Genomic DNA, 26,429 nt, shown 5'->3' on the forward strand with positions numbered 1-26,429 from the left:
ACACCCGGTCAGGGCGTTTCGGGGCCCTGCGCGTTCGGGTCCTGTGCACTCGGGCACGGAGAGGTCAGCAACGGCACGTACGGGAACGGCACGTTCTGGAAAGGCTCGTTCAGGCACTGAGCAGCCGGGGCCGGCTGATAGGGGGTCGTGAGTGCGACGCCGATCAGGCCGCCGAGGGCGCCGAGCGAGCCCAGGGACCCCAGCCCCAACGAGCCCAGGGCCAGCGGCGCCAGAGCGAACAATGCCCCCTCCGTCGATCCCAGTGCGGCCGGCAGGATCGCGCTCCCGGCGAAGTCGCCGGCGCAGTCCGTGACGACCCGCGCCGCTGACGGCGCCGACGCGACCGGGCCGGGGTCGACGCCGGTCGCCCGGGCCTCGTTGGTGATGAGACAGGCAGCCTGATCCTCGTCGGTCACCTCGTACTCGGCAGTACAGGTCGTCGTTTGCCCGGGGTCGAGTGTCGTCGCCTGGCATTCGGCGTCCGGCGCCCCGCCGGAACCCGAGAACGCGAGTTCCTCCACGGCAATATCGGAGACCGCAGTTGCCCCGTTATTCGTCACCACGAACGTGTAGCTGACCGTGTCCCCCGATTCGAGACCAATCGTCGGGGAGGCCGTCTTCGCCAGCGAGAGGCCGCCTGCAGGAGGCTGAGCGATGCTGATCGGACCGAAGACCACCGTCGTCAGCGCAACCAGACCGGTGAGCACCGTGACGGCCAGAATTCGGAAAGCTGTACCGGAATTACGCACGCTGGAAACTCCTTTTCGCCACATTCAGGACAAATCGGGTTCGAACTCAGGTGCCGCGTATTACAAGCGTTTCGGAAGATACTGGATATTCGCGATGAATGCGCGCGAATGGAAACCGACGGGTGGGGGTTCACGAATCCCGGATATCTCCACGAATGCCGAAACGGGCACGCCCCCACACCATCGCGGAGACGTGCCCGTCAGGGCTCGAGCGTCACACATTGTCGAGCGACTCGTCCTTGGTCTCGCGCATGATCAGCAGCGCGACGAAGGTGAGCGCCGAGGCGATCAGCAGGTAGATGCCGACCCAGCCGACGCCGTAGCTGGTGGCCAGCCAGGTGGCGATGAACGGGGCGACGGCCGCACCGAGAATGCTCGCGGTGTTGTAGGCGATACCCGAACCCGTGTAGCGGACGTTCGTGGGGAACAGCTCCGGCAGCACGGCGCTCATCGGACCGAACGTGAAGCCCATCAGCACCATGCCGATGACGAGGAACAACAGCATCCGGGCATCGCTCATGCCGTCGGCCGCGAGCAGGAGCCCGAACGTCAGACCGAAGACCATCATCGCGCCGGTGATGACGAGCAGCGTGATGCGACGGCCGAAGCGGTCTGCGAGCCAGCCGGCAACCGGGATGGTCGCCGCGAAGAACAGCACCGCCACCAGCTGCAGCACCAGGAACTCGCGGTACTGGAACCCCGCGCCGTACCCGCCGTCGTCCGCGGTCTTGCCGGTGCCGTAGCTGAGCACCCATGTGGTCATGATGTAGAAGAGCGTGTACGTCGCGAGCATCACGAACGTGCCGATGATCAGCTGACGCCAGCTGGTCTTGAAGACCTCCTTGAGCGGGGTCTTGACCTTCTCCCCGTTCGCGACGGCCCGGGCGAAGACCGGCGTCTCCTCGATCTTGAGGCGCACGTACAGACCGATCATCACCATCAGCGCGCTCAGCAGGAACGGGATGCGCCAGCCCCAGGTGAGGAACGCGCTGTCCAGATCGGGAGACGAACTGCTGGTGTAGCCGAGCGCCAGCGTGAGGAGCAGGAACAGTCCGTTCGCGAAGAAGAAGCCGATCGGCGCACCCAGCTGCGGCCACATCGCCGCCCAGGCCCGCTTACCGCCCTTCGCGGTCTCCGTCGCGAGCAGTGCCGCGCCGGACCATTCACCGCCGAGGCCGAGACCCTGACAGAACCGCATCAACGCCAGCAGAGCCGGCGCCCACAGGCCGACCGCGTGATAGGTCGGCAGGAGGCCGATCAGGAACGTCGCGACGCCCATCGTGAGCAGCGAGCCGACCAGCGTGGCCTTGCGCCCGATGCGATCACCGAAATGACCGAACAGGATCGAACCCAGCGGACGCGCGACGAACGCGAGACCGAACGTCGCGAACGACGCCAACAGCGCCGTCGTGTCGTTGCCCTTCGGGAAGAACAGGTGCGGGAACACCGACACCGCAGCCGTCGCATAGATGTAGAAGTCGTAGAACTCGATCGACGTGCCGACCATGCTGGCCACCACGATCCGGCTCCGGGGGACACCCCCGACGGTCCCGTCGTCCGGGGCCGCCAGCTCGCCCTGTCCGCGCTCGGCGGACTCCACACCCTTGCTCACGTGTCCTTCTCCTGCACCGATATCCCCCGAGATCCCGTGTGGACGTTTCCACTGAGTGGAAGTCCGTCCCAAACCGTAGGAATTGAACACCGCCACCAGAAGTGCCGCAAGCGGCGCTTTCGGACTGATCGGTTGCAATGAACGCGTTAAGATCTAGGAGGAGTGCCGGGAAGTCTGGTCGGCGATGGTCTTGCTGTGCCCGACGAAACCCCAGGTGAGAGGCTTTCCTTGATTTCTGCCGCACGCTCCGAACTCGGCCGCTATCTCCGCACGGAGACGGTCGGCGGATCCATCCTCCTGATAGCTGCCGCCGTCGCCCTCGTGTGGGCAAACTCTCCCTTGTCGGACGCCTACTTCGATCTGCGCGACTGGCAGATCGGCCCCAGTGCGCTCCACCTGAATCTCAGCGTCGGCACCTGGGCGCAGGACGGCCTGCTGGCGATCTTCTTCTTCGTGGCGGGCCTCGAACTCAAACGTGAACTCGTCGTCGGCGAACTCGCCGATCGGAAGAAGGCGCTGCTCCCGATCATCGCCGCGTGCGGCGGTGTGCTGGTGCCCGCGATCATCGCGGCCACCGTCGGCGCCGGCACCCCCGGCATGGACCGAGGTTGGGCCATCCCCGTCGCCACCGACATCGCATTCGCCCTCGGCGTGCTCGCCCTCACCGGATCGCGAATCCCCGCGAGTGCGCGCGTGTTCCTCCTCAGTCTTGCCGTGGTCGACGACCTGCTCGCGATCATCCTCATCGCGGTGCTGTTCACGACGTCGCTCGCGATGATGTGGATCCTGTCCGCGATCGCCTGCTTCGCCGCCTACTGGTACGCGCAGCACCGCCGGATCACCACACCGTTCCTCTACGTCCCGCTCGTCCTGCTCACCTGGTACAGCGTCCACGAGGCCGGCATCCACGCGACCCTTGCCGGCGTCGCACTCGGACTCCTCACCCGCGTCCGCACCGACCCGGGCGAGGAACATGCGCCCGCGACGAGGCTCGAGCACCGCATCCAGCCCTGGTCCGCGGCCATCTGCGTCCCACTGTTCGCACTGTTCGCGTCCGGTGTGCCCATCAACGGCGACGTCCTGGGCAAGCTGTTCACCGACCGGGTCAGCCTCGCGATCATCCTGGGCCTGCTCGTCGGCAAGACCGTCGGCATCTTCGGCGTCTCGTGGCTCGCGATCCGTCTGGGCATCGCCACGAAGCCGCGGAACCTGGGTCTGCGCGACATGTTCGCCCTCTCGGTGCTCGGCGCGATCGGGTTCACCGTTAGCCTGCTTGTGGCCGATCTTGCACTCGCAGGAATCGGCGACGGCAGCGAAGCGGACATCGCGAAGGTCGCCGTGCTCGTAACATCGTTGGCTGCATCACTGATCGGATCGGCGCTACTGTTGCGACGCGGACGGGTTCATCAGGCCCGCGCCGCTGCCACGGATGTGTGAGGTCGACTTGCGCATCGCAGCTACCAGCGCGTCAGAGCTACCTGGAGGGGTCGAGAAGTGAGTGTCACCAGCGGCAGTGGAGTCACCGGCAACGGCAGCCGGGCGGGCGACGGGGTTCCGACGACGATCTCCTCGATCCCCCTCTCCGATCCCCACAATCCGGAGACGGCGTCGATCGGCACACTGGTGCGCGACGCGACCGCACAGGTCTCGACGCTCTTCCGCGCTGAGGTGGAGCTCGCGAAGTCCGAGGTGACCAGCGAGGTCAAGAAGGGCCTGCAGGGCAGCCTGTTCTTCATCCTGGCGCTCTCCGTGCTGATCTTCAGCGCGTTCTTCTTCTTCTTCTTCCTCGCCGAACTCCTCAGCGTGTGGCTCGATCGGTGGGCCTCGTTCCTGATCGTGTTCGTGCTGATGCTCGTCGTCACCGGCGTCCTCGCGCTGCTCGGTTACCTGCGGGTGCGCAAGCTCCGAGCACCGAACAAGACCATCGACTCCCTCAAGCAGGCCGCCACGGTGCTGCCCGGTCAGCATCCGGAGGCAGGCTCCCCGCTGGGCACCGGAACGGGCACCGCGCGCTGACCCTGTCGTGGCCAGACAAGTGACACAGCCAGATCCGTCCACGGTCCGTTTCGACGGACCGTGGACCCACCGGGACTTCCACGCCAACGGCATCCGCATCCACGCGGCCGAGGCCGGGCCCTCCCACTCCGACGCCCCACTCGTCGTGCTGTTGCACGGCTTCGCCGACTTCTGGTGGTCGTGGCGGCACCAGTTGACCGCGCTGGCCGACTCCGGTTTCCGAACCGTCGCGGTCGACCTGCGCGGCTACGGCGACACCGACACCCCGCCTCGCGGCTACGACGGCTGGACCCTCGCCGGCGACATCGCCGGCCTGATCCGCTCGATGGGGCACACCGATGCGACCCTGATCGGTCACGCCGACGGCGGACTGGTCTGCTGGGCGACAGCGCTGCTGCATCCGCGGCTCGTACGGTCCATCGGCCTGGTCAGTTCGCCGCACCCGATGGCCCTGAAGGAATCAGTGCTGCGGGACCGTCGCCAGCGGGCGGCACTGCTGCCGACGTTCATCCGCCACCAGGTTCCGTGGCGTCCTGAGCGCCATCTCCTGCGCTCCGAGGGTGCCGAGGTCGAGCGGCTGCTGCGGGCCCGATCCGGACCCGCCTGGGTGCAGTCCGACGAGTTCCCCGAGGTGGTGCGGCGCCTGCGTTCGGCGATCCGAATCCCGGGCGTCGCGCACTCCGCGCTGGAGTATCAGCGATGGGCGTTCCGCAGCCAGTTCCGCCCCGACGGTCACCGATTCATGACCGCGATGGACCACACACTGCGGATTCCCGTCCTGCAGATCCACGGCGATCTCGACCCCTACGTGCTGACCAGTACCGTCGAGCGGTCCATCCGTCACGCACCCGGGCAGCAGTTGCACTCGATCCCCGGGGTGGGTCACTTCGCGCACCAAGAGGCACCGGACGAGGTGACGGCGCAGTTGCTGCGCTTCGCCCTCGCATCACGCTGACACCGGTGCGGGACACCTCCCGTCCGGGTCAGGCGATGCAGACGCCCGTGCCGACCGCGACGCGGGCCTGCCCCGCCTGCTCGAGCTGGCGGGACACCTCGTCCGCGGTGAGGACGAATCCGGTGTCGCTGTCGTCGACGGCGGCACCGAACACGACGCCGAGGACACGCCCCTGCTCGTCGACCAGCGGTCCACCCGAGTTGCCCTGACGGATCGATCCGCGGACCGTGTACACCTCGCGCTCGACGTTGCCGGAGCGGTAGATGTCGGGGCCGCGCAGATCCAGCACCTCACGGATGCGGGCCGCGCTGGCCGTGTACGGGCCACCGCCCGGGTAGCCCAGCACGATCGCGCTGTCACCGGTGCGCGCCTTCTCCGGGGCGAACTGCAGCGCCTCCGCGTTGAGGCCGGGGACGGCGAGCACCGCGACGTCGACCGCCGGATCGAACACGACGACACTCGCGTCGAGCGGTCCCGCGGCAGTGTCGACGGTGACCGACGACGTACCCGCCACGACATGCGCGTTGGTCATGACCCGTTCGCGGCCGACGACGAACCCTGATCCCTCGAGCGCCTTCTGACAGCTCGGCGCCGCCCCGCGGATCCGCAGGACGCTCGACTGCAGCTGCTGCGCCACCGGGCTCGCGAGGACGCTGGCGTCGGGGGCCTCCACATTCGTGATGGGTGTGCGTCCGAACGGACCGATGACGTCGGGCAGGCCGGATGTGTCGAGCAGTGCCGAGAACTCGCTCGGGACCTGACGTAACCAGTCCGGGGCGACGTCGTCGACGGTGTTGAGCACCTTCGAACCGCGGACCGCGGTTGCCACGTTGGTCTGTGTCGAGGTGGTGAGCGGGATCGCGAGCAGCCACGCCGCGACCAGGACCGCCGTCAACTGCAGGCCGGCGCCGACGACACTGTCGACCGAACGCGCGACCGGGCTGTGCATGCCACTCCGCGCGGCCCGGCCCAGCACCATGCCCGCGACCTCGCCGATCACGACCAGGACCACGATCAGCGCGATACCGGCGAGCACCCGGGCCCGTCCCTCGTCGACGTGCACCAGCACGTGCGGCGCGATGAGGATGCCCGCGACCGCGCCGAGCACGACGCCGAGGAACGCGAGCGCCGACGCGACCGCGCCCTGCCGCCAGCCCGAGGAGGCGGCCAGCAACGCGATCAGGACCACGGCCAGGTCGATCCATCCGGATCCGCTCAACGCTCCCCCATCTCCCTTGCCGGGCGGTGCCCGAAGTCGCTGGTGACATCGTTCTCGTCCACGCCGGTGGCAACCCGGGTGAGCGTGACGTCGAGGTCCCGGATGTCGTGGTGGTCCCACTCGAGTTCCCACCCGGACACCGCGAACAGTCCCGCGAGCACACCGGCGGTGAAGCCCCACACGAGCATTCCGTCGACCTCGAACGCCGGTCCCTCATAGCCGGCGCGATGCCGGACCTGGAACCGGTTGTCGGGGTCGATCAGGTCGCGCACCGGCACCCGGACAACGCGTTCGGCCTCCGCCGCGTCGACCACGCCCACGGGGCTGGGATCGCGCCAGTAGGCGAGAACCGGAGTGACGTCGAACCCGGACGGCGGGATGAAGATCTCGGGCAGTGTCACGAGCGGCTGCACGCCGCCGCGCTCGAGCCCGGTCTCCTCCTCTGCCTCGCGCAGTGCGGTGTCGACCGGACCGTCGTCCTCGGGATCGGCGGCGCCGCCGGGGAACGCGACCTGGCCGCTGTGCTGCCGCATCGTCGACGCCCGCTGGGTCAGCAGCACGTCGGCGTCGGCGGGCAGGCCGCCGACGGCGAGCGGATCGGATTCGAACGATCCACCGAACAGCACCAGCACCGACGCGGGCCGCACGGCTGCGCCCTTGGGCGAGCGCCGGTTCAGGACCGGATTGACGCGGTTGGGGTCGGCGGGCGGGGTGTGCGTGACCGCGCGCAGCCACTCAGGGGCGGCCGTGGGATTCAGTGGGTGCGACCGGAAGCTCATGTGGCGACGCCGAGGTACTGCTCGACGACGTCGGCGATCTCGTCGACGCTGCGGAACGGCTGCGGCAGGATCTTGGCGACCGCGCCGTCGGGGCGGATCAACACCGACACCGGCAGCACCGCGGGGGATCCGACGGCGGCCTGCACGCGCGCCGACCCGTCCTGGACGCCGGGCAGGTGGACGTCGTACTCGGCGAGACGGGCAAGAGCGTTCGCCTCGTTGGGATCGGTGTGCACCGTCAGTACGGTAACCGCGTCACCCGCCCGATCCGCGTACTGCTGCAGATACGGCAGTTCTTCCCGGCACGGCCCACACCAGTAGGCCCACAGGTTGAGCAGGACCGGCTTGTCGGCCACCGCGGCCGCGAGGTCGACGCGACTCCCGTCGCCGACGCATTCGAGCGTGATCCCGCTGAGCACCGACGACTCCGGCGCGGGACCGCCCGGTGCGGGACACGGTTCCAGTGCGGCGTCGGCCCGCGCCGCCGCGAGCGCCTCGGGAGTGTCCGCGACACGCCGTTCCTGCGACGCCGGACGGTCGGCGCCGGGGTAGGTCCCGACGTCGACGGGTTCGTCGCCTCCGCGCGGCCAGATTGCCACGATCAGCCCCACCACCACCACGAGCGCGACCAGGCTCCATCGCGCGCCACTCGACATCCGCATACCGCTCACATACCTGCCAGTTCGAGAAGATGCTCGGTCTCGGGCCCCTTCACGAGGGCGGCCGCCGCGACCTTGTCCGTGGGCCCGGTGCCGTACGACGGGCAGTCCTTCGCGAGCACGCACACCCCGCACGCGGGCTTGCGGGCATGACACACCCGTCGGCCGTGGAAGATCACGCGGTGCGACAGGTCGGTCCATTCCTTGCGCTCGATGAGCTCACCGATCGCATGCTCGACCTTGACGGGGTCGGTCTCCTCGGTCCACTTCCACCGCCGGACGAGCCGTCCGAAATGGGTATCGACTGTGATTCCCGGCACGCCGAACGCGTTACCGAGGACGACGTTGGCCGTCTTGCGACCGACACCCGGCAACGTCACGAGGTCCTTCAGTTTGTTCGGCACCTCGCCGTCGTAGCGCTCGAGCAGTGCCTGCCCGAGACCGATGATCGAGTTCGCCTTGTTGCGGTAGAAACCGGTCGACCTGATGTACTCCTCGAGCTCCACGCGGTCGGCCTCGGCGTAGGCGCGGGCGTCGCGATAGCGGGCGAACAGTGCGGGAGTTACCTGGTTGACGCGCACATCCGTGCATTGCGCCGACAGGATGGTCGCGACGGTCAGTTCGAGCGGTGTGGTGAAGTCCAGCTCGCAGTAGACGTGGGGAAACGCGTCCTTCAGGCGGCGGTTCATGCGCCGGGCCCGGCGCACCAGCGCCAGTCGGGACTCACCCCCCGTGGCGGGTTCTACGTCCGGTTTCGGGCCGCCGGCTGAGGTCGCATGCACCCCGACAACTCTACGGACTCGGCGTCCGATCGGATTCCGGACCGTGTCGCTTCTGAGACCTTCGTTGTGTTTACTTCCGGTTATGCAAGGTCTGGCTGTGGTGCTGTTTCCTGTGCTGCTGATGCTGTTCGCACTGGCCATGGAGCGCGTCGAGTTCCGTCTCCGCCGACTCACTGTCCGCGAGCAGGAGGTCGAGGAGTTCCTCGACCAGGCGAGCCAGTCGGAAGTCGCGACACTCGCCTCCGACGGCTTCCCGCACGCACTGGCCCGTTTCAACCGGCGTCGGCGGCGCAGCCACGACGGCGACGAGGACATCCCCGCGCGGCGCGCCAGCTGACGCACGGCGACCGCGCCGCGTCCACACCCCACCGACGGTAGGTTTTCGCTCCCGCGGGGTATCCGCGGTCTTGTGACCGAAACCAACGCTCCACCGATCGCCACGCATGGCCACTGGGTGCTCGCGCGGCTGAGTTCTCGACGCCCGTCCCGAGAGACGGCGTCGTGATCGTCGGTGTGGTCGCCGATCCCGGCTTCTCGACGCACCTGGCGCAGATCCTCACCGCTCGTCTGCCCGAACTGCTGCGCGCGTGCTCGACCGACCGACCCGCCGAGATCGAGGTCGAGATGATCGCGCTCCCTCTCCCACCGGCCCGCGACGGCTCACCCGCACTGGACGAGTGGTGGGACGTCCTGCACCACCGCTTCGACCTGGTGCTCGTCGTCTCGGAGATGCCGCGAAGACTGTCTTCCCGATCCGTTGTGGCGGAGGTCTTCCGCGACAGGATGTGCGTGTTCTACACGCCGTCGTTCGGAGTTCTCGGCACGGCCCGCCGGCTGCTACGCACCGCCGCAGACATGCTGCCGTGTCTCATCGGAACCGGATCGTCGATGCCGACCCCAGCAGGAACGCGCTGGACCAACGCCGAAGACGGGGTCAGAAGTCTCCTGTCGACCTCCCCACTCGGCCGGGTCCGACTGGTTGCCGGGATGGTGCGGGGCAACCGCCCTTGGCGTCTCATCCCGGCGCTGTCGGGGGCCTTCGGCGCCGCGAGCGCAGCGTCCGCGTTCGGCGTCTTCTACGCGAGCATCTGGCAGATGGCGGCATCGATGACAGTCGCCCGACTGACGCTGGTGACGCTGGCCGTCCTGATGGCCATCAGCACCTGGCTGATCGTGCCCAACGGACTGTGGGAGCGACCGAATTTTCGGAGCACCCGAGCGGACCGAGTGCTGTACAACTCCGCCACCCTCGGCACCGTCGTGGCGGGGGCGATCTGCATGTACGGGCTACTTCTCCTCGCGGTGCTGCTCGCGGCCGTCGTCGTGGTGCCCGACGATTATCTTGCGGAGCAGCTCGGCGCGCCCGCGACCCTCGCGACCTACGTCAAGCTCGCATGGCTCGCCGCCTCGCTGGGGATTGCGGCGGGCGCGGTCGGATCCACGACCTCGGACCGCACCGAGATCCTCCGCGCCACCTACGGACGCAGGGAGGTCGAGCGACGACAGGACGCCGATCGAGAAAAAGATGCAGAGCCATGACGACGTCCGAGAGCCCCCGTAGGCTCGGTCTGGAGACTCTCGCCGGGTCCGTCGACACGACATCGACACGAACTCGCAGAACTCACTGTGGTGTCCGTGACTCGTCACACAGGCGCGGCAAGTAGACTTTGTTTGCGTACTCGTTGCATGAGACCCCCGTCATGTGCAGCAATTTGCATCGATGAACAGTTTTTCCCAAAGGAGCGCACGTGGACGAGGTCCTGGCCAGAGCCGGCATCTTCCAAGGAGTCGAGCCCTCGGCGGTGGCTGCGCTGGTCAAGCAGCTGCAGCCCGTCGATTTCCCGCGCGGGCACGTCATCTTCAACGAGGGTGAGCCGGGCGACCGTCTCTACATCATCGTGTCCGGCAAGGTGAAGCTCGGCCGCCGCTCCCCGGACGGACGCGAAAACCTGCTGACCATCATGGGCCCGTCCGACATGTTCGGCGAGCTGTCCATCTTCGACCCGGGTCCGCGTACCTCCACCGCGACCACGGTCACCGAGGTGCGCGCGGTGCAGATGGACCGCGACGCCCTCAAGTCGTGGATCGACCAGCGCCCGGAGATCGCGGAGCAGCTGCTGCGCGTGCTGGCCCGTCGCCTGCGCCGCACCAACAACAACCTCGCAGACCTCATCTTCACCGACGTTCCCGGTCGTGTCGCGAAGGCGCTGCTGCAGCTCGCGCAGCGCTTCGGCACCCAGGAGGCCGGCTCGCTCCGCGTGACGCACGACCTCACGCAGGAAGAGATCGCGCAGCTCGTCGGCGCGTCCCGCGAGACCGTCAACAAGGCGCTGGCCGACTTCGCGCACCGCGGCTGGCTGCGCCTCGAGGGCAAGAGCGTACTGATCTCCGACTCGGAGCGTCTGGCGCGTCGCGCTCGCTGATCGCCTCCGGCGGCAGCACCGAACGACTCGAAGCCGTCCGATCCCCTCCGGGATCGGACGGCTTCGTCGTTGATCGAACGATCCGATATGCCAATAAAGGTATATCTCAACTCGAATTTCGCATTCGACAGGCATTCGGTGCGCCCCAGAGGATGGGACGGTGACCGACGCGCAGATCGACGCGGACTACAACGTCCGCAACACCATCTCCCCCGAACTGTTCGACGCGACCATCGAGGAGTACCGGCGGCGTTCACGGGAGGCCGTCGACGGCCTCGACGGTTTCGCCGATCTGCGATACGACCCGGACAGCATCGAGTGCCTCGACGTCTGGGGAACCGGGAGCGGCCTACGACCGGCCTTCGTGGCGATCCACGGCGGCTACTGGCGAGCGCTGTCCCGACATCACACCGCGTTCATGGCGCGCATGCTCGACGCCGCGGGCATCGCCACAGTCTCGGTCGACTACGGCCTCGCGCCCGACACTCCCCTCGAGGAGATCGTCCGGCAGGTGCGGGCGGCGGTCGCGTGGGTGTACCACCACGGTGCCGATCATGGCCTCGACCCGAATCGGATCGTCGTGGGCGGCAGTTCCGCCGGCGGCCATCTCACTGCCACGACGATGGTGCCCGGCTGGCAGGGCCCGCTCGACCTCCCGGACGACGTGGTGCGGGCGGCGATGCCGATCAGCGGACTGTTCGACATCCGCCCGCTCGTGAACTCGTTCGCCAACGAGTGGTTGGGCCTCGACGACACGCGTGCGAGCGCGCTGAGCCCGATGCTGCAGGCGGACCGCGTGGGTCCGCGTGCCGTGGTCGCGGTCGCAGAGCACGACGGCGTCGGGTTCCTCGAACAGAGCCGAATGTTCCACGACGCGTGGGCGCGTCGCTCGGAGAGCGAACTGCTGATGATCCCGGGCCGCAATCACTACGACGTCTTCCTCGATCTCGCCGATCCGGACACGGCGCTGAGTCGCGCGCTGCTCGGTCTGTTCGCCGACCTCGGACGCACATCCTGACGGGCTCGAAAGCTGCTTCACCGCAGTACGGTTGCGCTTCGCAACCACCTATTCGCTGACGGTATACGCGGGTCACGGACGTCGCTAGGATTCCTCCATGGACATGCCCAAACTGCTGGACGGGCGCCTCAAGCTCCGCCACCTGCTCCTCGTCGACGCACTGACCAGTCAGGGCAGCGTCGTCGCGGCGGCCGCAGCCCTGCATGTCACACAGCCGGTCGCGACGCGCAGCCTGCACGACATCGAGTCGATTCTCGGTGTCTCCCTGTATGACCGGGGCCCGCGTGGAATCACCCCGACGATCTTCGGTGAGGCGTTCACTGTCCACGCCCGAGCGGTGATCGCACAGCTCACCCAGGCGGGACGGCACGTCGTCGAACTCGCGGACGCCGATCGCGGAACCGTCGTCGTAGGAACGCATCTCGCCGGCTCGAACGTCCTGCTGCCCGGGGCCATCGCCAGACTCAAGTCCGAGCGACCGCTGCTCACCGTCGTGGTGCGGGAGGGCACGCCGGAAATGCTGCTCACCGAACTGCAGTCGGGACGAATCGATCTCATCGTCGGCCGCCTCACTTCGCCCACCGACGAGATGGCCGTGCGACGCACGCTGTACGCCGAGTCGGTGGAACTCGTGACGCGGCGCGGCCATCCCCTCGCGGGCCGACCGAGTGTGCAGTTGAGCGACCTCACCGAGTATCCGTGGATCCTGCCCGGCGTCGAGACTGCGCTGCGCCGGGAGTTGGAGGAGTTCTTCGCCCGCAACAGCCTGTCCCTGCCGGAGAACCGGGTGGAGGCGACGTCGTTCCTGACGGTGCGCCAACTCCTGCTCGAGACCGACATGGTGGCCGTGCTGCCCAGCCTCATCCCCCGCGACGACGCCCGGCTCACCACGCTGCCGGTCACTTTGGATCCGATCGGCCACAGCGTCGGAATCACGCTGTCGGCGGGACGGACGCTGAGCCCGTCTGCCTCGGCGCTGGTGGACTTTCTCGCCGAGTTCGCGGCCGAGATCGCGCCCGACCGCACCTGACCAAAGACGAGCGGGAGCCGTCCACCATGGTGGACGGCTCCCGCTCCCCCGACAAGATCAGGCGCGCACGGCGACCGGCGCCTCCTCGTGCTGCAAACCACGCGACGAGTCCGGGACCACCCGGAACAGGGCGATCGCGCCGACGAGGCTGATCGCACACACGATCGCGAGGTACAGGGTGACGCCGGTGGACGATCCGGTGGCGTCGAGCAGTGCGGTGGCGATCATCGGTGCCAGTCCGCCGCCCAGGATGGCGCCGCTCTGCAGGATCAGCGACGATCCCGAGTAGCGCACCTTCGCCGGGAACGTGTCGGCGATGATGCTGCCCTGCACGCAGTGCGTGACCGGCACGATCAAGCCCATGCCGAGGAACGCGATCACGGCGATCACCGAGTTCTCGGTGTTGAGCAGCGGGAAGAACACGATGCACCACACCAGGATCGCTGCCGAGCCGGCGATGAACATCGTGCGCCGGCCGTGCTTGTCGGCAAACCTGGTCCACACGGGAATCGATGCGAACCACAGCACCGCCGCGGCGGTCACGCACAGGATCAGGAACTGCTTGTCGTAGCCGAGATGCTGGCTGCCGTACGACAGCGAGAACACCATGAAGGCGTACGCCACCGCAGAGTTCGCGAGGACGGCGAGCAGGGTGAGCGACAGGCGCGGGAACCCGACCTTCAGCGACTCGCGGAGCGGGAACTTCGACACCTCGTTGTTCGCGACGATGCCGGTGAACGACGGGGATTCGGTGACCCGCAGTCGAATGACCAGACCGATGGCGACGAGAACGAAGCTCAGCAGGAACGGGATGCGCCAGCCCCACGACGCGAATGCACTGTCCGACATCACCGAACTGATGGTGAGGAAGATACCGTTGGCGAGCACCAGGCCGGCGGGCGTGCCCATCTGGGGGAAGCCGGCATAGAGGTTCTTCTTCCCGGCAGGCGCATGCTCCATCGACATCAACGTCGCGCCGGCGCCCTCACCGCCCAATCCGATGCCCTGCACAACGCGCATCGCGACGAGCAGAATCGGGGCCCACACGCCGATCGCGTCGTAGTTCGGAATGAGGCCGATCAGGGTCGACCCGATGCCCATCATCACGAGTGAGACCACGAGCGTCGCCTTGCGCCCGATCCGGTCGCCGAAGTGTCCGAACACGAGACCACCGAGCGGGCGGGCGATGAACCCGACCGCGAATGTGCTGAAGGCGGCGAGCGTTCCGGCAGTAGGGCTGAGTCCGGGGAAGAACTGCTTGTTGAAGATCAGTGCGGCGGCGGTGCCGTAGAGGAAGAAGTCGTACCACTCGAGGGTGGTGCCGGCCAGGGTCGCCATGGCGACGCGGCTGCGCGCGGCCGCGACGGGGGCGGCGCCCCGGCCTCGTGTCGTGCTGTCGGTCATCGCAGATACCTATCGGGTGTCGGGGAGGCGGGCGGACATTCGAGATCCGCTCTTCGCCAAGAGAATCCAGCGGCCCCTTGGGGCTTGTGAGAAGAAGTCTGCACGAGTGAGACATGACTCACAAATGCCGAATCGGCCGCTGGGTATCTCAATTTGGCTATGCCTCAAGCGATGTCGGAGATTCCGAGGAAACGCTCGGCATTGCCGCGCTGGATCAGACTGCGTGAGGCCTCGTCGAGGAACTCGCTCTTGCGCACCACTTCGCCTACCGGCCGCTCCCCCAGCGGGTACGGGTAGTCGCTGCCCACCATCACGCGATCGACGCCGACCGTGTCGACAAGCAGACGCAGGGCGCGGTCGTCGAACACCACCGAGTCCACATAGAAGCGGCCGAGGTAGTGCGACGGCGGCATCTCGGACGTGCCGATGATGTCGTTGCGTCGATGCCAGGCATTCTCCATCCGGCCGAGCCAGAACGCGAAAGATCCTCCGCCGTGTGCGAATCCGATCTTCAAGCGCTCGTCGATGCGATCGAAGACGCCGCCGAGGATCAGGGCGAGGATCGACAGGTGGGTCTCGGCCGGCATCGCGGTGAGCCACTGCGCCATCCACCGGTCCAGACGCGGCGACGAGTCCATGTCCCACGGGTGGACGAACACCGGGATGTCGAGCGAGGCACAGTGCTGCAGGAAGGTCACCACACCCTCGCTGTCGAGGTCGCGGTCGCCCACATGGTTGCCGATCTCGACTCCGCGATGACCATTGGCAGCGCACCGTTCGACCTCGCGGCACGCCGCATCGGCGTCCTGGAGCGGAACTTGGCAGAACGGGATCAGCCGATCCGGAGCGGGCGCGACGATCTCGAGTGCGAGGTCGTTGAAGATCCGCGAGATGCGGGCCGCCTGCTCGCCGGTGCGTCCGTAGTTGAAGAACGCCGGTGTCGGCGAGACGACCTGGGTACGGACACCGTCCGCATCCATGTCCCGCAGCCGGGTCTCCGCGTCCCACGCGTCGGACTGGATCCGACGGAACTCTTTGGAGCCCATCATGATGACGGCCTCCGACTCGCTCTCCACCTTGAGCCACGGCGCCTGCGGCCCGGCGTCCGCAGTGAGATCCGGCCACCCCTTGGGGACGTAGTGGGTGTGAATGTCGATGATGCCGCTCACGTCAGCCCTTTCCGGGATGCAGGGCGCCGCAGTTGGTGCACGTGCGCGCCTGCTCGTCCTCGTAGAACTGGACGAACACCGGAGGCAGGTCGGCGACGATGTCGCGAACCTGCAGTTCGATCTCGTGGATCAGGTGGTTGCAGTCGAGGCAGTACCACTGGAACTTCTCGAGAGTGCCCTCGCGTCGGACCCGCTCGATGACCAGACCGATCGAACCGGCGGTCGGACGCTGCGGCGAATGCGGCAGATTGCCGGGAAGCAGCCAGGTCTCACCCTCACGGATGTGGACTCGTTGCGGGCCGTCCTCGGTCATGACGTCGACGTGGATGTCGCCCTCGATCTGGTAGAACCACTCCTCGTAGGGGTCGAGGTGGTAGTCGGTGCGCTGGTTGGGGCCGCCGACGACCTGGACGATGAAGTCGTCACCGAGCGCCATCGTCTGATTGTTCACCGGCGGCGCGAGCAGGTGGCGGTTCTCGGCGATCCACTTCTGGAAGTCGATGACGGGCGGGATACGGGTCATGAGTGGTCCTCCGAGGTTGCCGATACGGTGGGGTTGCTGCGTCGGTCGGCGGGCACGTATGCCACGCCCTGAATCTCGATGAGCAGGTGCGGATGCGGAAGCTGGTGCACCGCAACGGTGGTGCGTGTGGGGCCGAACTCGTCGAACATCTCGGCATACACCTCGTTGTATCCGCCGAAGTCGTTCATCGAGACAAGGTACGACGTGACCTGGACGAGGTCGCTCAGGTCACCGCCGACCTCGGCGAGGATCGCCGCGATGTTCTCGATCACCGCACGCGTCTGCGCCCGGATATCGAGGTTGGTGGTGCCCATCTCGTCGACCTCGACACCGACGAACGTGTTGTCCGGACGACGCGAACTGGTGCCCGAGACGTAGACGAAGTCGCCGACCACCTTCACGTGCGGGAAACGCCCGCGCGGGGTGGCGAGGGTTTCGATCACCTTGGATGCGTTGTCACTCATGCGATTCCCTTCACCGTCACACGACCGAGTCCGTCGATCTCGCACTCCGCGAGACCGGCGGTGAGCGGGATCGCGGCGGTCGCGGCGCCTGCGAGGACGACGTCACCGGCACGCAGCGGGATGCGACGGCGCCGGCTCATGTCGAGCAGCGCGTGCAATGCGTTGACGGGATCGTCGAGGATCGCGGCGGTCGAACCGGTGACGGACGCGTCCCCCGCCGCGAGGCGCACCGCGAGATCCCCTACGGGTCGCACGGGCCGCCACGGCCCGATCACGTAGGCGGCGGCAGAGGTGTTGTCCGCGACGACGTCGGTGTACGTGAAGCGGAAGTCCCGGTATCGGGAGTCGATGATCTCCATCGCGGGAGCGACGGCGTCGACACAAGATTCGATATCGACGGTGGGGTCGTCGAGGTCGACGTCCTGCGACAGCCGGTACGCGATCTCGGGCTCGATCTTGGGGTGGATGAACCGGTGCAGGTCCAGTTCGCCCCCGTCCTCGACGCACATCGCATCGGTAAGCCGGCCGACGATCACGTCGGAGACACCCATCTGGGCCATCTTCGCCTTGCTGGTGAATCCGAGTTTGACGCCGACGAGGGACTCACCGCGTTCCTGACGCCGACCGACCAGTACTTCCTGGATCCGGTAGGCGTCGTCGATGCCGAGGTCGACGTCGTCCGCGAGGCTGAGGGTGTCGTGCACCCCGGTCTGCGCCTCGTCGAGCCGGATCGCCAGCGCCTCGATCTCGTTGCCGTTCAATGTCTTCGATGCCTTCGATGCCACAGTCATCACTCCTCGAGGGGTTACAGCGCCACACACACGTTGGTCGGTTCGGTGTAGAAGTGCAACGAGGATTCGCCGCCCTCCCGCCCGATACCGGAGAGCCCGACACCTCCGAAGGGCGAGCGCAGTTCGCGTGTGAACCACGTGTTGACCCACGAGATCCCGACCCGCATCCTCTGTGCGACACGGTGTCCGCGCCGGAGGTCGTTGGTCCACACCGCCGCCGCGAGGCCGTACTTGGTGTCGTTGGCGAGCGCGATTGCCTCCTCCTCGGTATCGAAGGGCACCAGCGCCGCCACCGGCCCGAAGATCTCCTCGCGGAGCACCGGGTCGTCGTTGGTCAACCCGGTCCAGAGCGTGGGCTCGATCCACGAGCCGAACGCGAGCTTCGAGCCCAGGTCCGGGATCCCACCGCCGGTGAGCACGTTCGCGCCCGACTGTTCGGCCATCTTGAAGAAGCTCAACACCTTGTCGCGGTGCGCCTGCGAGATCAGCGGCCCGGTGGTGGTGCTCTCCGAGTTCGGATCCCCGAGACGCAAGCCCTGGGCTCGTTCAGCCAGACCCGCGGCGACGTCATCGAAGATGGAGCGGTGCACATACACCCGCTCGGTGCACAGGCACACCTGTCCGGTGTTGGTGAAGACCGACTTGGTGAGCCCGGTGAGCGCCTCGTCGAGGTCTACGTCGTCGAACACGATGGCCGCGTTCTTGCCGCCGAGCTCGAACGAGACCGGACGTACTCGCGGCGCAACGGTTTTCATGACATGAGAGCCGGTCGCGGACGACCCGGTGAAGGTGACGCCGTCGATGCCCGGGTGCGTGGTGAGGTATTCACCGGCGGAGTTGCCACCGAAGCCGTGCACCACGTTGTACACACCGGGGGGCAGGCCCACCTCGGCGAGCACTTCCGCGAGCAGCGTCGCAGTTGCGGGGGTCTCCTCGCTCGGCTTGACCACCACCGCGTTGCCGCACGCCAGCGCGGGCGCCACCTTCCAGGTGAGCAGCAGCAACGGCAGGTTCCACGGCACGATCACCGCGACCACGCCGAGTGGCTTGCGCACGGCGTAGTTGAGCGCCTGCCGTCCACCGGCGAGATCGGTCATGAACGATTCCTGACCGGCGGCGGCCGCGACATCGGCGAAGGTCCGGAAGTTGGTGAGGGCACGGGCGACGTCGAGTTCGCGGGCCTGCGTGATCGGCTTGCCGGTGTCCGCCATCTCGGCGGCCACGAATTCCTCGAACCGCTCCTCGATGCGGTCGGCGGCCCGACGCAGCAGCGCGGTGCGCTCGCGGACCGGGGTGTCGGCCCAGCCGTTGTCGAGCGCGCGCCGCGCGGAGGTCACAGCCCGGTCGACCAGTACCTGATCGGCCTCGTGGACCTGGGCGAGGACCCGCCCGGTCGCAGGGTCGATCTGATCGAATCCGCGCTGCGGGTCGGGTTCGACGAAGGTGCCGTCGACGAAGTTGCGGATCCAGCCGTCGAGGGTTGAAGTCATGGCTCAATGGTCGAGCCCCAATCCATGCCGAACAAATGCCAAATCAGCTTCTCCCCATACCCTTATGGGCATACGAGCCGGTTAGGCGCCCGGGAGGACACGTTGCCCGCCCGTCAGTCCGCGGACAGCTCGCGTGAGATCCCGTCGAGCAGCTTGGTGAGCCCGTACTCGAACGCTCCGTCCGGGTCTGCGGGCGCCTGGTACAGCTCGCCGACCGTCGCGCCCACCCGCGACGACAACGGAAACAGACTCGGCGGCATGACCGCGGCGAACAACGGCCCGTGCACCCCCCACCACTGGGCGTCGCTCGTGTGCCGCGCGGCATCGGCCGCCGCGACCGCCACTCGGGCATTGCCGGTGGCGAACTCCGACAGCACCGCGATCACCCGGTCCATCGCGACGTCCGACAGGCCGATGCCCTCGATCGCGGCGAGCTGCAGTTCGTATCGGCGCATGCGCCCGGGGCCGAGAACGAGCCGCCAGGGCGGCACCTCCAGGAGCCAGGGGTGCGCGATCAGCTCGGCACGGACCTGACGGGCGATGGCGACCATCCGTTCGCGCGGTGCGAGCCTTCCCGGAATAGGGGTGGCGTCCTCGTCGGCGACGGCGTCGACCATGAGGATCGTGAGCGCGTCCTTGCTGGGGACGTAGGTGTACAGACTCATCGGCCGCAGGCCCAGCTCGGTGGCGACCGAGCGGATGGAGACGCTCGAGTAGCCCTCCCTGTCGGCGAGCGCGATCGCCGCGGCGACCACCGCGTCGACAGTGACCGTCTGCTTCGGACCACGCCGGGCGGGCTGCGGCGGAAGCTCGTGCCGCCACAACAGGTTGACCACCTGTTTCGCCTGCTCGGTGCTGATCTCCTCGCTCACGGAGCCCCTTCGGAACAAATCCAGTGCGGTGTACGTTGTCAGAGATACTCCGTACACCATACGCTACTTCCGGGGGTCTCCTCTGCCCAGCACAAACGCCACCTACCTGCCGGATCGGCACATGTTCGCGCTCTGGACATGGACAGGCCGCGGCACCGGCCCGGCGCCGCGCGTCCTCGGTGACCGCGAAACCCTCGCGCTCGCGCTCCCGGTCGGCGCGGACGGCGCGATCGAGGTTGCCGACGTCGACACCACGATCGTGGACACCGCGGCCCTCGTCGGACTGACGCTCGACACTGCGGGAGAGTCCGTGGTGCAGTGGCAGGACGCGGTCCGCGCCACGGCCGGCGACCCGCGCACCGCTTCCACCGCCGAGAGGCCACCGCTTCCCGTCGCGGCCCACGCGGTGCCGAACGCTACGGGCACCGCGATCGTATCGGCCGCACACGCCGTTCGCGTCCTGCACGACTCCGAGGCGGTGACATCGGAACTCCGCTCGACGCTGCGGGCGCAACTGCGGCCCTACCAGGCACGCGGCATCGGCTGGTTGAGGGAGACCGTCGCCGCGCACGGCGGCGCAGTGCTCGCCGACGAAATGGGACTCGGCAAGACCGTTCAGGCCATCGGCTTCCTACTCGGCCGCGCGGACGCCGAGCCGCAACTCGTGGTCTGCCCGACCTCGCTCGTCGGGAACTGGGCACACGAGATCGAGCGATTCGCGCCGGGGCTGCACGCGACAGTGTGGCGCGGCGGGGAGGTCCCCGTCGAACCGGGAACCGTCGTCATCGTGGGATATCCGACCTTGCGCTTGCACGGCGAGATGCTGGCCGAACAGCTCTGGAGCACGGTGGTTTTCGACGAGGCGCAGGCGCTGAAGAACCCCCGCACCCAGACCTCGAAGGCCGCGCGGGCATTGAACGGCGCAGCGAAGGTCGCGCTGACCGGAACACCGGTCGAGAACCACCTCGACGAGCTGTGGGCGCTGATACACCTGGTGTCGCCCCGGGTGCTCGGGCACCGGGCACAGTTCCGACGACGGTTCGTCCAACCGATCCAGGAAGGCTCGGTCCCCGCCGCGGCCCGACTGCGGGACACCATCGAACCGATCGTGCTCGCGCGCAGGAAGAGCCAGGTAGCTGCGGCACTGCCCCCGAAGATCCACAACGACCTGCTCTGCGATCTCACCGCCGAGCAGGAGGAACTCTACGACCTGCTCCTCACTGAGGCCGTCGACGACGGATTCGGTTCCGGATTCGAACGCCACGGGCGCATCCTGGCAGTGCTGACCTCACTGAAGCAGGTCTGCAATCATCCCGGGCTCGTCACCGGCGAACTCGGAACCCTGACCGGCCGATCCGGAAAGCTCGACCTGTGCACCGACATCGTGGCCACCAATCTGGAAACCGCCAGCCCGACACTGGTGTTCACCCAGTATCGACGCACAGGCGAACTGCTCGTGCGTCATCTCGCCGACCAGTTCGCCATCACGGCACCATTCCTGCACGGCGGACTGAACCAGGCCGAACGCGCCGACATCGTCTCTCGCTTCCAGGCCGAGAACGGACCGCCGGTGGTGATCCTGAGCCTGCGCGCCGCCGGCACCGGACTGACACTGACCCGTGCCGCCGATGTCATCCACTTCGACCGCTGGTGGAATCCCGCAGTCGAGGCGCAGGCCTCCGACCGGGCACACCGGATCGGCCAGACCCGCACGGTCACCGTCACCACTCTCACCTCGACCACCACCGTCGAGGAGCACATCGCGGGCATGCACGACCGCAAGGCCGCACTCACCGATCTCAGTGACACGGCGGGCATCGCGGCGCTCGCGGGACTCGACGACGACCAACTGACCGAGATCCTTCGACGCAAGAGGGAGAGCTGATGGCGGACAACGAATTCGGATACACCGCATGGGGCAGGGACTGGGTGCGCCTCGCCCAGCCGCTGCAGCAGAGCGGACCGGCGCGCCTGCTGCTTCCCCGCGCCCGCAGCCTGGCACGCAACAATCTCGTGCAGGCCACCGTCGAGGGGCGGACCGTGCGCGCCTCCATCCACCGCGGAGGTCAGGCGTCCGTGACCCAACTGGAGGTGGCGCCGCTGACCAGGGAGTCGATCATCGGTATTGCGGCGATCGCGCCGGACAGTACCGTGCTCACCGACGACACCCACCGCGCCATCGTCTCCGCTGGTATCGCGCTCGCGCCCGTCCTGGCGGACACCGACTGCTCGTGTTCGGCGCGTTCCGCGCCCTGCCTGCACCTGCTCGCCGTACTCTACGAAGTCGCCCGTCGCGTGGACGAAAGCCCCCAGATGGCCCTGGAGATCCAGGGCTATACAACTGCGGCAGTGCATGATTCGGGCACTCCGGCGCCGACCGCGCGTTGGACACCTGTCAGCGAGCTCGATCCGGCGGCCTTCTTCGAGAGGGCGTCGGGCTGAGCCGTCCGATGACGCTCGCCGCTCGTTCGGCGTCGAGGTCCCGCTGCGAAGGAAGGCCTGGGTGCGCAGACATGGACGGGGCCCCGGCGCCTGTACGGCGCCGGGGCCCTAGGGGATTCACTTACCTGTTCCCCGCCTCGGCGGACGGAACGCGATCGTGTCGAAGCTGACCGTGCACCACCTCCCAGTCGAGTGTTTCCGATGTTCCGGAGCAGCGATCTCGCTACCGCCCCGTCTGCGGCCACCAGCACCGCATGTCCTGCAACTACCTTTTCCCTGCGTTTTCCTTACCGGGCCGATCCGACCACCCGGTAGACGGCGGGACGCATCGAGTCCTTCCGAAACACATCAACACACCTTCTCGACGCGTCCCGCCCTACTACTAACCAGTCGTGCCTTCATGCGGGCAGTTCGTCCTCTACCACGCTTTTTGGACCCGTCTCTCGTTTACGAATGGAAGATTACAACAGCCAAACATGATTGTCTACAGTCGCCACTACAGACTTTCTGTGATGGTGACCACCCATATGTCGGGTCGCGGCACCGATCGAACCATGCGAAGATGGCCAGTTCTGCCTGACCGACCATCCGCCACCAGCCCTGCGCCTTCCTCGGTCGGTCCCGTAAGGGCCGTTGATCGATTGCCATGGATCGGCTCCCTCTCAGTGGGAGAGCCCGCAGACTTCGCGGACCTGTTCGCTTTACCTGGATCCGACGAGAGGGCGCGCAGAATGAACAATTGTTTGGACGGCAAGAGGTTCGTCGTGACGGGCGGCGCGAGCGGGATCGGACGCGCCTGCGCAATCGAGGCGGCGCGTGCCGGGGCGGCGGTGCTGGTCGCCGATCGCAACCCCGATGCCGCCGGGGAGACGGCGGAGTCGATCCGGGCCCAGGGTGGGCGGGCCGAGTCGTTCGCCGTAGATGTCACCGATGCGCGTCGCTGCGAGGAGATGGCCGACTACACCGCACAGGTTTTCGGCGGCGTCGACGGCCTGATTGCCGCCGCCGGAATCAGTGCGGCCGCCGCGCCGGGTGATCCCACCGACCACGACGGTTCCGCGGCCGGCCTCGACTGGTCCTCCGACGTGTGGCGACGTGTTCTCGACGTCAACCTCGACGGCCTGATGTACTGCAATCGCGCCGTCGCCCGGCACATGATCGCCGCCGGCAGCGGTGGTTCGATCGTCAACATCGCGTCCATCTCGGCGGCGTGGGCCAGCGGAAACGCGTCGGCCTACTCGGTCTCGAAGGCCGGAGCCTGGATGCTCACGAAGACCCTGTCGATCGAGTTCGCGAAGCACGGTATCCGCGTCAATGCGGTGGGCCCCGGCTTCACCGAGACACCCATGACGGCTGCGACGCGCGAGGACGACTCTTCCCGGAACGAGATCGTCGGGCGGACACCGTTGCGCCGCTTCGGGAAACCCGAGGAAATCGCCGCCCCCGCCCTTTTCCTCGCTAGCGACGCGGCGTCGTTCGTGACGGGGACGATCCTCTATGCCGACGGCGGCTTCAACGCCTACGCGCGGTAGGCCGTCAGCCGAGCAGGTACTCCAACTGCACGCGCACCGACTGCTCGGCCGCGGGCCAGAGCGTCTTGTCGACGTCGGTGTAGACGTGCTCGACCACCGCTCGCACGTCGGCGTCGGCGCCGAGGAGGGCGAGAGCGCCGCGGACCTGCGCGAGCCGCTCCTCGCGGTGCGCCCGGTAGTAGCGGGCCACCTTCTCCAGGTCGGGCAGTTCCGGGCCGTGCCCGGGAAGGACGGTGCGGCCCGGGCCGAGTTCGATGAGCAGATCCAGCGAGCCCAGGTAGTCGCGAAGGTTGCCGTCGGACGCGTCGAGGACGGTGGTGCCGCGCCCGAGGATGGTGTCGGCGGTGAGGACCGATCCCTCGTCCTCGATGACGAACGACACCGAGTCGTCGGTGTGCCCCGGCGTCCACAGCACCCGCACCGTGAGCCCGGCCGCTTCGATCACTTCGTCGTGCGCCAGTCCGCCACCGCCGCCGCGGCGGAACTCCTCGCGCACGGCCCGCACCGGGGCACCGGTCAGTTCGTGGAACCGGTCGATGCCGCCGGTGTGGTCGTGATGGCGGTGCGAGATGAGGGTCAGCACGACGGTCCCGACGCCGGCGACGCGCGCCAGGTGCTCGGGATCGTCGTCGCCCGGATCGACCACGATGCACTCGTCGCTACCCGGGGCGCGCAGGATCCAGGTGTTGGTGCCGTCGAGCGAGTACATGCTGGGGTTGTTCTCGAGCATGACCGCCGCGATGGGCGTGACCTGGCGCAACTGTGCGTACGCGGGGTGCTGGAGCGTCATGGGCGCGCCTTTCGTGACGGACCGACAGCGGACCCGGAGAAACCGGGCACACGAAACCGACATCACTGTACGGCCCCGATCCACTGCCGGGCGCACGACCCGACACCTGGTGCGGCGCAAGCGCACTCACATGTGCGTGCCGCCGTCGATCCGGATCTCGGTGCCGGTGACGAACGCACCGTCGTCGGACGCGAGCATCGCGACGACGCCGGCGACGGTCTCGGGGCCCGCGAAGCCCTCGCCGATCCACGGGTACAGCTTGCCGATCAGGCTCGCGTCCACGCCCTCCGGGAAACCCGGGTTGCTGGTCATGCCGGATGCGATGCTGCCCGGTGCGACAGCGACGGCTCGCAGGCCCTGCTTGGCGTACTCGAGCGCGATGGCGTGTGTGAACGACTGGATGCCGCCCTTCGACGCCGCGTACGCCGCCATGTAGGGGTGCGCGAACTGCGCCGACGTGGAACTGAAGTTGACGACGACGCCCTTGCCGGTCTCGAGCAGCGCGGGCAGCGCCTGCCGGGTCACGAGGAACGTGCCGGTGAGGTTGGTGCCGATGACCTTGTTCCAGAAGTCCAGTTCGGTCTCGTGCGTGTGCGACGCGCGCAGGATGCCGGCGGCATTGACCAGGGCGTCGAGTCCGCCGAGGTCGGCGATCGCGCCGCCGATGTTCTCCCGGACGGAGTCCTCGCTGGAGATGTCGGCGGTGACGGTGCGCAGTCGGTCGGCGACGCCCGCCTGCTCGGCGCGCTCACGCGTGACGGCCAGTCCGGTTTCGACGACATCGACTCCTGCGACGGTGCCGCCCTCGTCGAGGATGCGGGCGACGACGGCCTGGCCGATGCCGGATCCCGCGCCGGTGACCAGTACGCGACGGCCTTCGAATCGCTTCATGTTCTCTCCCATTCGCTTACAGTGGTGTGGTGCAACCCACTGGCACAGTAAGCCGATATGGCACGTTGTGTCACGCATTTCTTCCGAAAAGAACCGGTAGTCTGCGATCGGAGACGAGCGGAGGACCCGACATGCCCGGCCTGCAGCCCGTGACATCGCTGACCGAGCGACGCAAGGCGGCGACACAACTGGAGATCTCGCGCCGCGCGGCCGAACTGTTTTCGACCCGTGGCGCCTCCGCGGTGACCGCCGAGGAGATCGCGGCCGCGGCCGGCATCGGACTGCGCACGTTCTACCGCTACTTCCGCACCAAGGAGGAGGCCGTCGCGCCCCTGCTCGCGGGCGGCGTCACCGGATGGATCGCGTATCTCACCGAGGACGCCGACGTCGAGATGTCGGTGCGTGGGGCGATCGAACGCGCGACCGAGCGCGCACTCACGCCGACCGACGACGTCGCTGACGAAATGCTCGAGTGGACGCGCGGGCTGCTGCGGACGGTGCACGACGAGCCCGGGTTGCACGCGGTGTGGCTTCGGGTACAACACGATTCGGAGGAGGGACTGGTCGGCGCGCTCGCCGCACTGATGGGCCCGGACGCCGATCCCCTGATCGTCCGGCTCACGGCCGCGTCCGTGAATGCCGCAATGCGGATCGCGGTCGAGACGTGGGCGGAGACGGACGCCCCCACGACCGGTCCGGGCGGTCCCGCGGGACTGGCGGAACGGTGCATGCGCACGCTCCTCGACCACCCCGCCCTCACCGCCGAAAACAACTGAGCCGCATCCCCTTCTCGGGAATGCGGCTCAGCAGGTGCCGGGC

Annotated in this window: 27 protein-coding genes; 12 read left to right on the forward strand and 15 right to left on the reverse strand. The window is 67.7% G+C overall.

The genetic code is table 11. The features are described from left to right. Positions 1-8 precede the first annotated feature (8 nt). Positions 9-749: a DUF11 domain-containing protein gene (locus tag C8K36_RS22640; protein WP_258195560.1), complete on the reverse strand. Its 741-nt coding sequence runs from the start codon at positions 747-749 to the stop codon at positions 9-11. A gap of 214 nt (positions 750-963) precedes the next feature. Continuing rightward, positions 964-2,319, reverse strand: coding sequence for an MFS transporter (locus C8K36_RS22645; RefSeq protein ID WP_107987340.1), 1,356 nt, complete (start codon positions 2,317-2,319; stop codon positions 964-966). A gap of 270 nt (positions 2,320-2,589) precedes the next feature. Between C8K36_RS22645 and nhaA the strand changes: the two genes are divergently transcribed. The 3 genes from nhaA to C8K36_RS22660 are packed head-to-tail and all read left to right on the forward strand — an operon-like array spanning position 2,590 to position 5,332. Beyond that, positions 2,590-3,798 (forward strand): Na+/H+ antiporter NhaA, encoded by a 1,209-nt coding sequence (gene nhaA, locus C8K36_RS22650; protein WP_107987247.1) that lies wholly within the window; start codon positions 2,590-2,592, stop codon positions 3,796-3,798. A 57-nt stretch (positions 3,799-3,855) separates the two neighbouring features. Continuing rightward, positions 3,856-4,377, forward strand: a complete 522-nt coding sequence (locus tag C8K36_RS22655; RefSeq protein ID WP_107987249.1) for a phage holin family protein — start codon at positions 3,856-3,858, stop codon at positions 4,375-4,377. 19 nt (positions 4,378-4,396) lie between these two features. Further along, positions 4,397-5,332 carry an alpha/beta fold hydrolase gene (locus C8K36_RS22660; protein ID WP_107987251.1) on the forward strand — a complete coding sequence of 312 codons (936 nt, stop codon included), beginning with the start codon at positions 4,397-4,399 and terminating at the stop codon, positions 5,330-5,332. A 28-nt stretch (positions 5,333-5,360) separates the two neighbouring features. Here C8K36_RS22660 and marP read toward each other — a convergent pair whose 3' ends face one another. From marP to nth, 4 genes are read right to left on the reverse strand one after another with little or no spacing between them, the layout of a single operon-like run. Then, entirely contained in the window at positions 5,361-6,551 is a 1,191-nt protein-coding gene (gene marP, locus C8K36_RS22665; RefSeq protein ID WP_107987253.1) for an acid resistance serine protease MarP, read from the reverse strand. Continuing rightward, complete coding sequence (locus tag C8K36_RS22670) at positions 6,548-7,330, reverse strand: NUDIX hydrolase (protein ID WP_107987255.1); 783 nt, start codon at positions 7,328-7,330, stop codon at positions 6,548-6,550. Before C8K36_RS22670 ends, marP begins: the two co-directional genes overlap by 4 nt. Next, positions 7,327-7,992 (reverse strand): TlpA disulfide reductase family protein, encoded by a 666-nt coding sequence (locus C8K36_RS22675; RefSeq protein ID WP_107987257.1) that lies wholly within the window; start codon positions 7,990-7,992, stop codon positions 7,327-7,329. The genes C8K36_RS22670 and C8K36_RS22675 overlap by 4 nt, the downstream gene beginning before the upstream one ends. A gap of 5 nt (positions 7,993-7,997) precedes the next feature. Then, positions 7,998-8,678 carry an endonuclease III gene (gene nth, locus C8K36_RS22680; RefSeq protein WP_258195564.1) on the reverse strand — a complete coding sequence of 227 codons (681 nt, stop codon included), beginning with the start codon at positions 8,676-8,678 and terminating at the stop codon, positions 7,998-8,000. Between the two features lie 175 nt (positions 8,679-8,853). Between nth and C8K36_RS22685 the strand changes: the two genes are divergently transcribed. The 5 genes from C8K36_RS22685 to C8K36_RS22705 all read left to right on the forward strand — a co-directional run bounded on the left by C8K36_RS22685 (position 8,854) and on the right by C8K36_RS22705 (position 13,242). Continuing rightward, positions 8,854-9,108, forward strand: coding sequence for a hypothetical protein (locus C8K36_RS22685; protein ID WP_107987261.1), 255 nt, complete (start codon positions 8,854-8,856; stop codon positions 9,106-9,108). A 164-nt stretch (positions 9,109-9,272) separates the two neighbouring features. Further along, positions 9,273-10,310, forward strand: coding sequence for a hypothetical protein (locus tag C8K36_RS22690; protein ID WP_107987263.1), 1,038 nt, complete (start codon positions 9,273-9,275; stop codon positions 10,308-10,310). 209 nt (positions 10,311-10,519) lie between these two features. Further along, the gene (locus C8K36_RS22695) at positions 10,520-11,194 is read left to right on the forward strand and encodes a Crp/Fnr family transcriptional regulator (RefSeq protein WP_107987265.1); all 675 of its coding nucleotides are present in this window, start codon (positions 10,520-10,522) and stop codon (positions 11,192-11,194) included. Positions 11,195-11,354: 160 nt separating this feature from the next. Beyond that, positions 11,355-12,212, forward strand: a complete 858-nt coding sequence (locus tag C8K36_RS22700) for an alpha/beta hydrolase (protein WP_107987267.1) — start codon at positions 11,355-11,357, stop codon at positions 12,210-12,212. A gap of 97 nt (positions 12,213-12,309) precedes the next feature. Then, positions 12,310-13,242 carry a LysR substrate-binding domain-containing protein gene (locus tag C8K36_RS22705; RefSeq protein ID WP_107987269.1) on the forward strand — a complete coding sequence of 311 codons (933 nt, stop codon included), beginning with the start codon at positions 12,310-12,312 and terminating at the stop codon, positions 13,240-13,242. Between the two features lie 57 nt (positions 13,243-13,299). Here C8K36_RS22705 and C8K36_RS22710 read toward each other — a convergent pair whose 3' ends face one another. The 7 genes from C8K36_RS22710 to C8K36_RS22740 all read right to left on the reverse strand — a co-directional run bounded on the left by C8K36_RS22710 (position 13,300) and on the right by C8K36_RS22740 (position 19,955). Next, on the reverse strand, positions 13,300-14,646 hold the full coding sequence (locus tag C8K36_RS22710) for an MFS transporter (protein ID WP_107987271.1): 1,347 nt from the start codon (positions 14,644-14,646) through the stop codon (positions 13,300-13,302). Positions 14,647-14,810: 164 nt separating this feature from the next. Continuing rightward, the gene (locus tag C8K36_RS22715) at positions 14,811-15,815 is read right to left on the reverse strand and encodes an amidohydrolase family protein (protein WP_107987273.1); all 1,005 of its coding nucleotides are present in this window, start codon (positions 15,813-15,815) and stop codon (positions 14,811-14,813) included. 1 nt (position 15,816) lies between these two features. Continuing rightward, entirely contained in the window at positions 15,817-16,338 is a 522-nt protein-coding gene (locus C8K36_RS22720) for a 3-hydroxyanthranilate 3,4-dioxygenase (protein ID WP_107987275.1), read from the reverse strand. Next, positions 16,335-16,802 (reverse strand): RidA family protein, encoded by a 468-nt coding sequence (locus C8K36_RS22725; RefSeq protein ID WP_107987277.1) that lies wholly within the window; start codon positions 16,800-16,802, stop codon positions 16,335-16,337. Before C8K36_RS22725 ends, C8K36_RS22720 begins: the two co-directional genes overlap by 4 nt. Continuing rightward, positions 16,799-17,593: a 4-oxalocrotonate decarboxylase gene (locus C8K36_RS22730; RefSeq protein WP_107987342.1), complete on the reverse strand. Its 795-nt coding sequence runs from the start codon at positions 17,591-17,593 to the stop codon at positions 16,799-16,801. Before C8K36_RS22730 ends, C8K36_RS22725 begins: the two co-directional genes overlap by 4 nt. Before the next feature lie 14 nt (positions 17,594-17,607). After that, positions 17,608-19,083 carry a 2-hydroxymuconic semialdehyde dehydrogenase gene (locus tag C8K36_RS22735; protein ID WP_107987279.1) on the reverse strand — a complete coding sequence of 492 codons (1,476 nt, stop codon included), beginning with the start codon at positions 19,081-19,083 and terminating at the stop codon, positions 17,608-17,610. A 113-nt stretch (positions 19,084-19,196) separates the two neighbouring features. Beyond that, on the reverse strand, positions 19,197-19,955 hold the full coding sequence (locus C8K36_RS22740) for a TetR/AcrR family transcriptional regulator (protein WP_258195561.1): 759 nt from the start codon (positions 19,953-19,955) through the stop codon (positions 19,197-19,199). A 121-nt stretch (positions 19,956-20,076) separates the two neighbouring features. Between C8K36_RS22740 and C8K36_RS22745 the strand changes: the two genes are divergently transcribed. From C8K36_RS22745 to C8K36_RS22755, 3 genes are all read left to right on the forward strand, one after another. Continuing rightward, on the forward strand, positions 20,077-21,840 hold the full coding sequence (locus tag C8K36_RS22745) for a DEAD/DEAH box helicase (protein ID WP_107987283.1): 1,764 nt from the start codon (positions 20,077-20,079) through the stop codon (positions 21,838-21,840). Beyond that, on the forward strand, positions 21,840-22,397 hold the full coding sequence (locus C8K36_RS22750) for an SWIM zinc finger family protein (RefSeq protein WP_107987285.1): 558 nt from the start codon (positions 21,840-21,842) through the stop codon (positions 22,395-22,397). The genes C8K36_RS22745 and C8K36_RS22750 overlap by 1 nt, the downstream gene beginning before the upstream one ends. A 731-nt stretch (positions 22,398-23,128) precedes the next feature. Then, positions 23,129-23,929 (forward strand): SDR family NAD(P)-dependent oxidoreductase, encoded by an 801-nt coding sequence (locus tag C8K36_RS22755; protein ID WP_181319690.1) that lies wholly within the window; start codon positions 23,129-23,131, stop codon positions 23,927-23,929. 4 nt (positions 23,930-23,933) lie between these two features. Here C8K36_RS22755 and C8K36_RS22760 read toward each other — a convergent pair whose 3' ends face one another. Both C8K36_RS22760 and C8K36_RS22765 read right to left on the reverse strand, forming a co-directional pair. Beyond that, positions 23,934-24,719, reverse strand: coding sequence for an MBL fold metallo-hydrolase (locus C8K36_RS22760; RefSeq protein ID WP_107987289.1), 786 nt, complete (start codon positions 24,717-24,719; stop codon positions 23,934-23,936). Between the two features lie 126 nt (positions 24,720-24,845). Continuing rightward, positions 24,846-25,766: an SDR family NAD(P)-dependent oxidoreductase gene (locus C8K36_RS22765; protein ID WP_420910930.1), complete on the reverse strand. Its 921-nt coding sequence runs from the start codon at positions 25,764-25,766 to the stop codon at positions 24,846-24,848. Here C8K36_RS22765 and C8K36_RS22770 point away from each other — a divergent pair. Next, positions 25,742-26,386 carry a TetR family transcriptional regulator gene (locus C8K36_RS22770; protein WP_107987294.1) on the forward strand — a complete coding sequence of 215 codons (645 nt, stop codon included), beginning with the start codon at positions 25,742-25,744 and terminating at the stop codon, positions 26,384-26,386. The genes C8K36_RS22765 and C8K36_RS22770 overlap by 25 nt on opposite strands. Positions 26,387-26,429 lie beyond the last annotated feature (43 nt).

It is taken from the genome of Rhodococcus sp. OK519 (assembly GCF_003051005.1).
In the GTDB taxonomy this organism is placed as follows: Bacteria; Actinomycetota; Actinomycetes; order Mycobacteriales; family Mycobacteriaceae; genus Prescottella.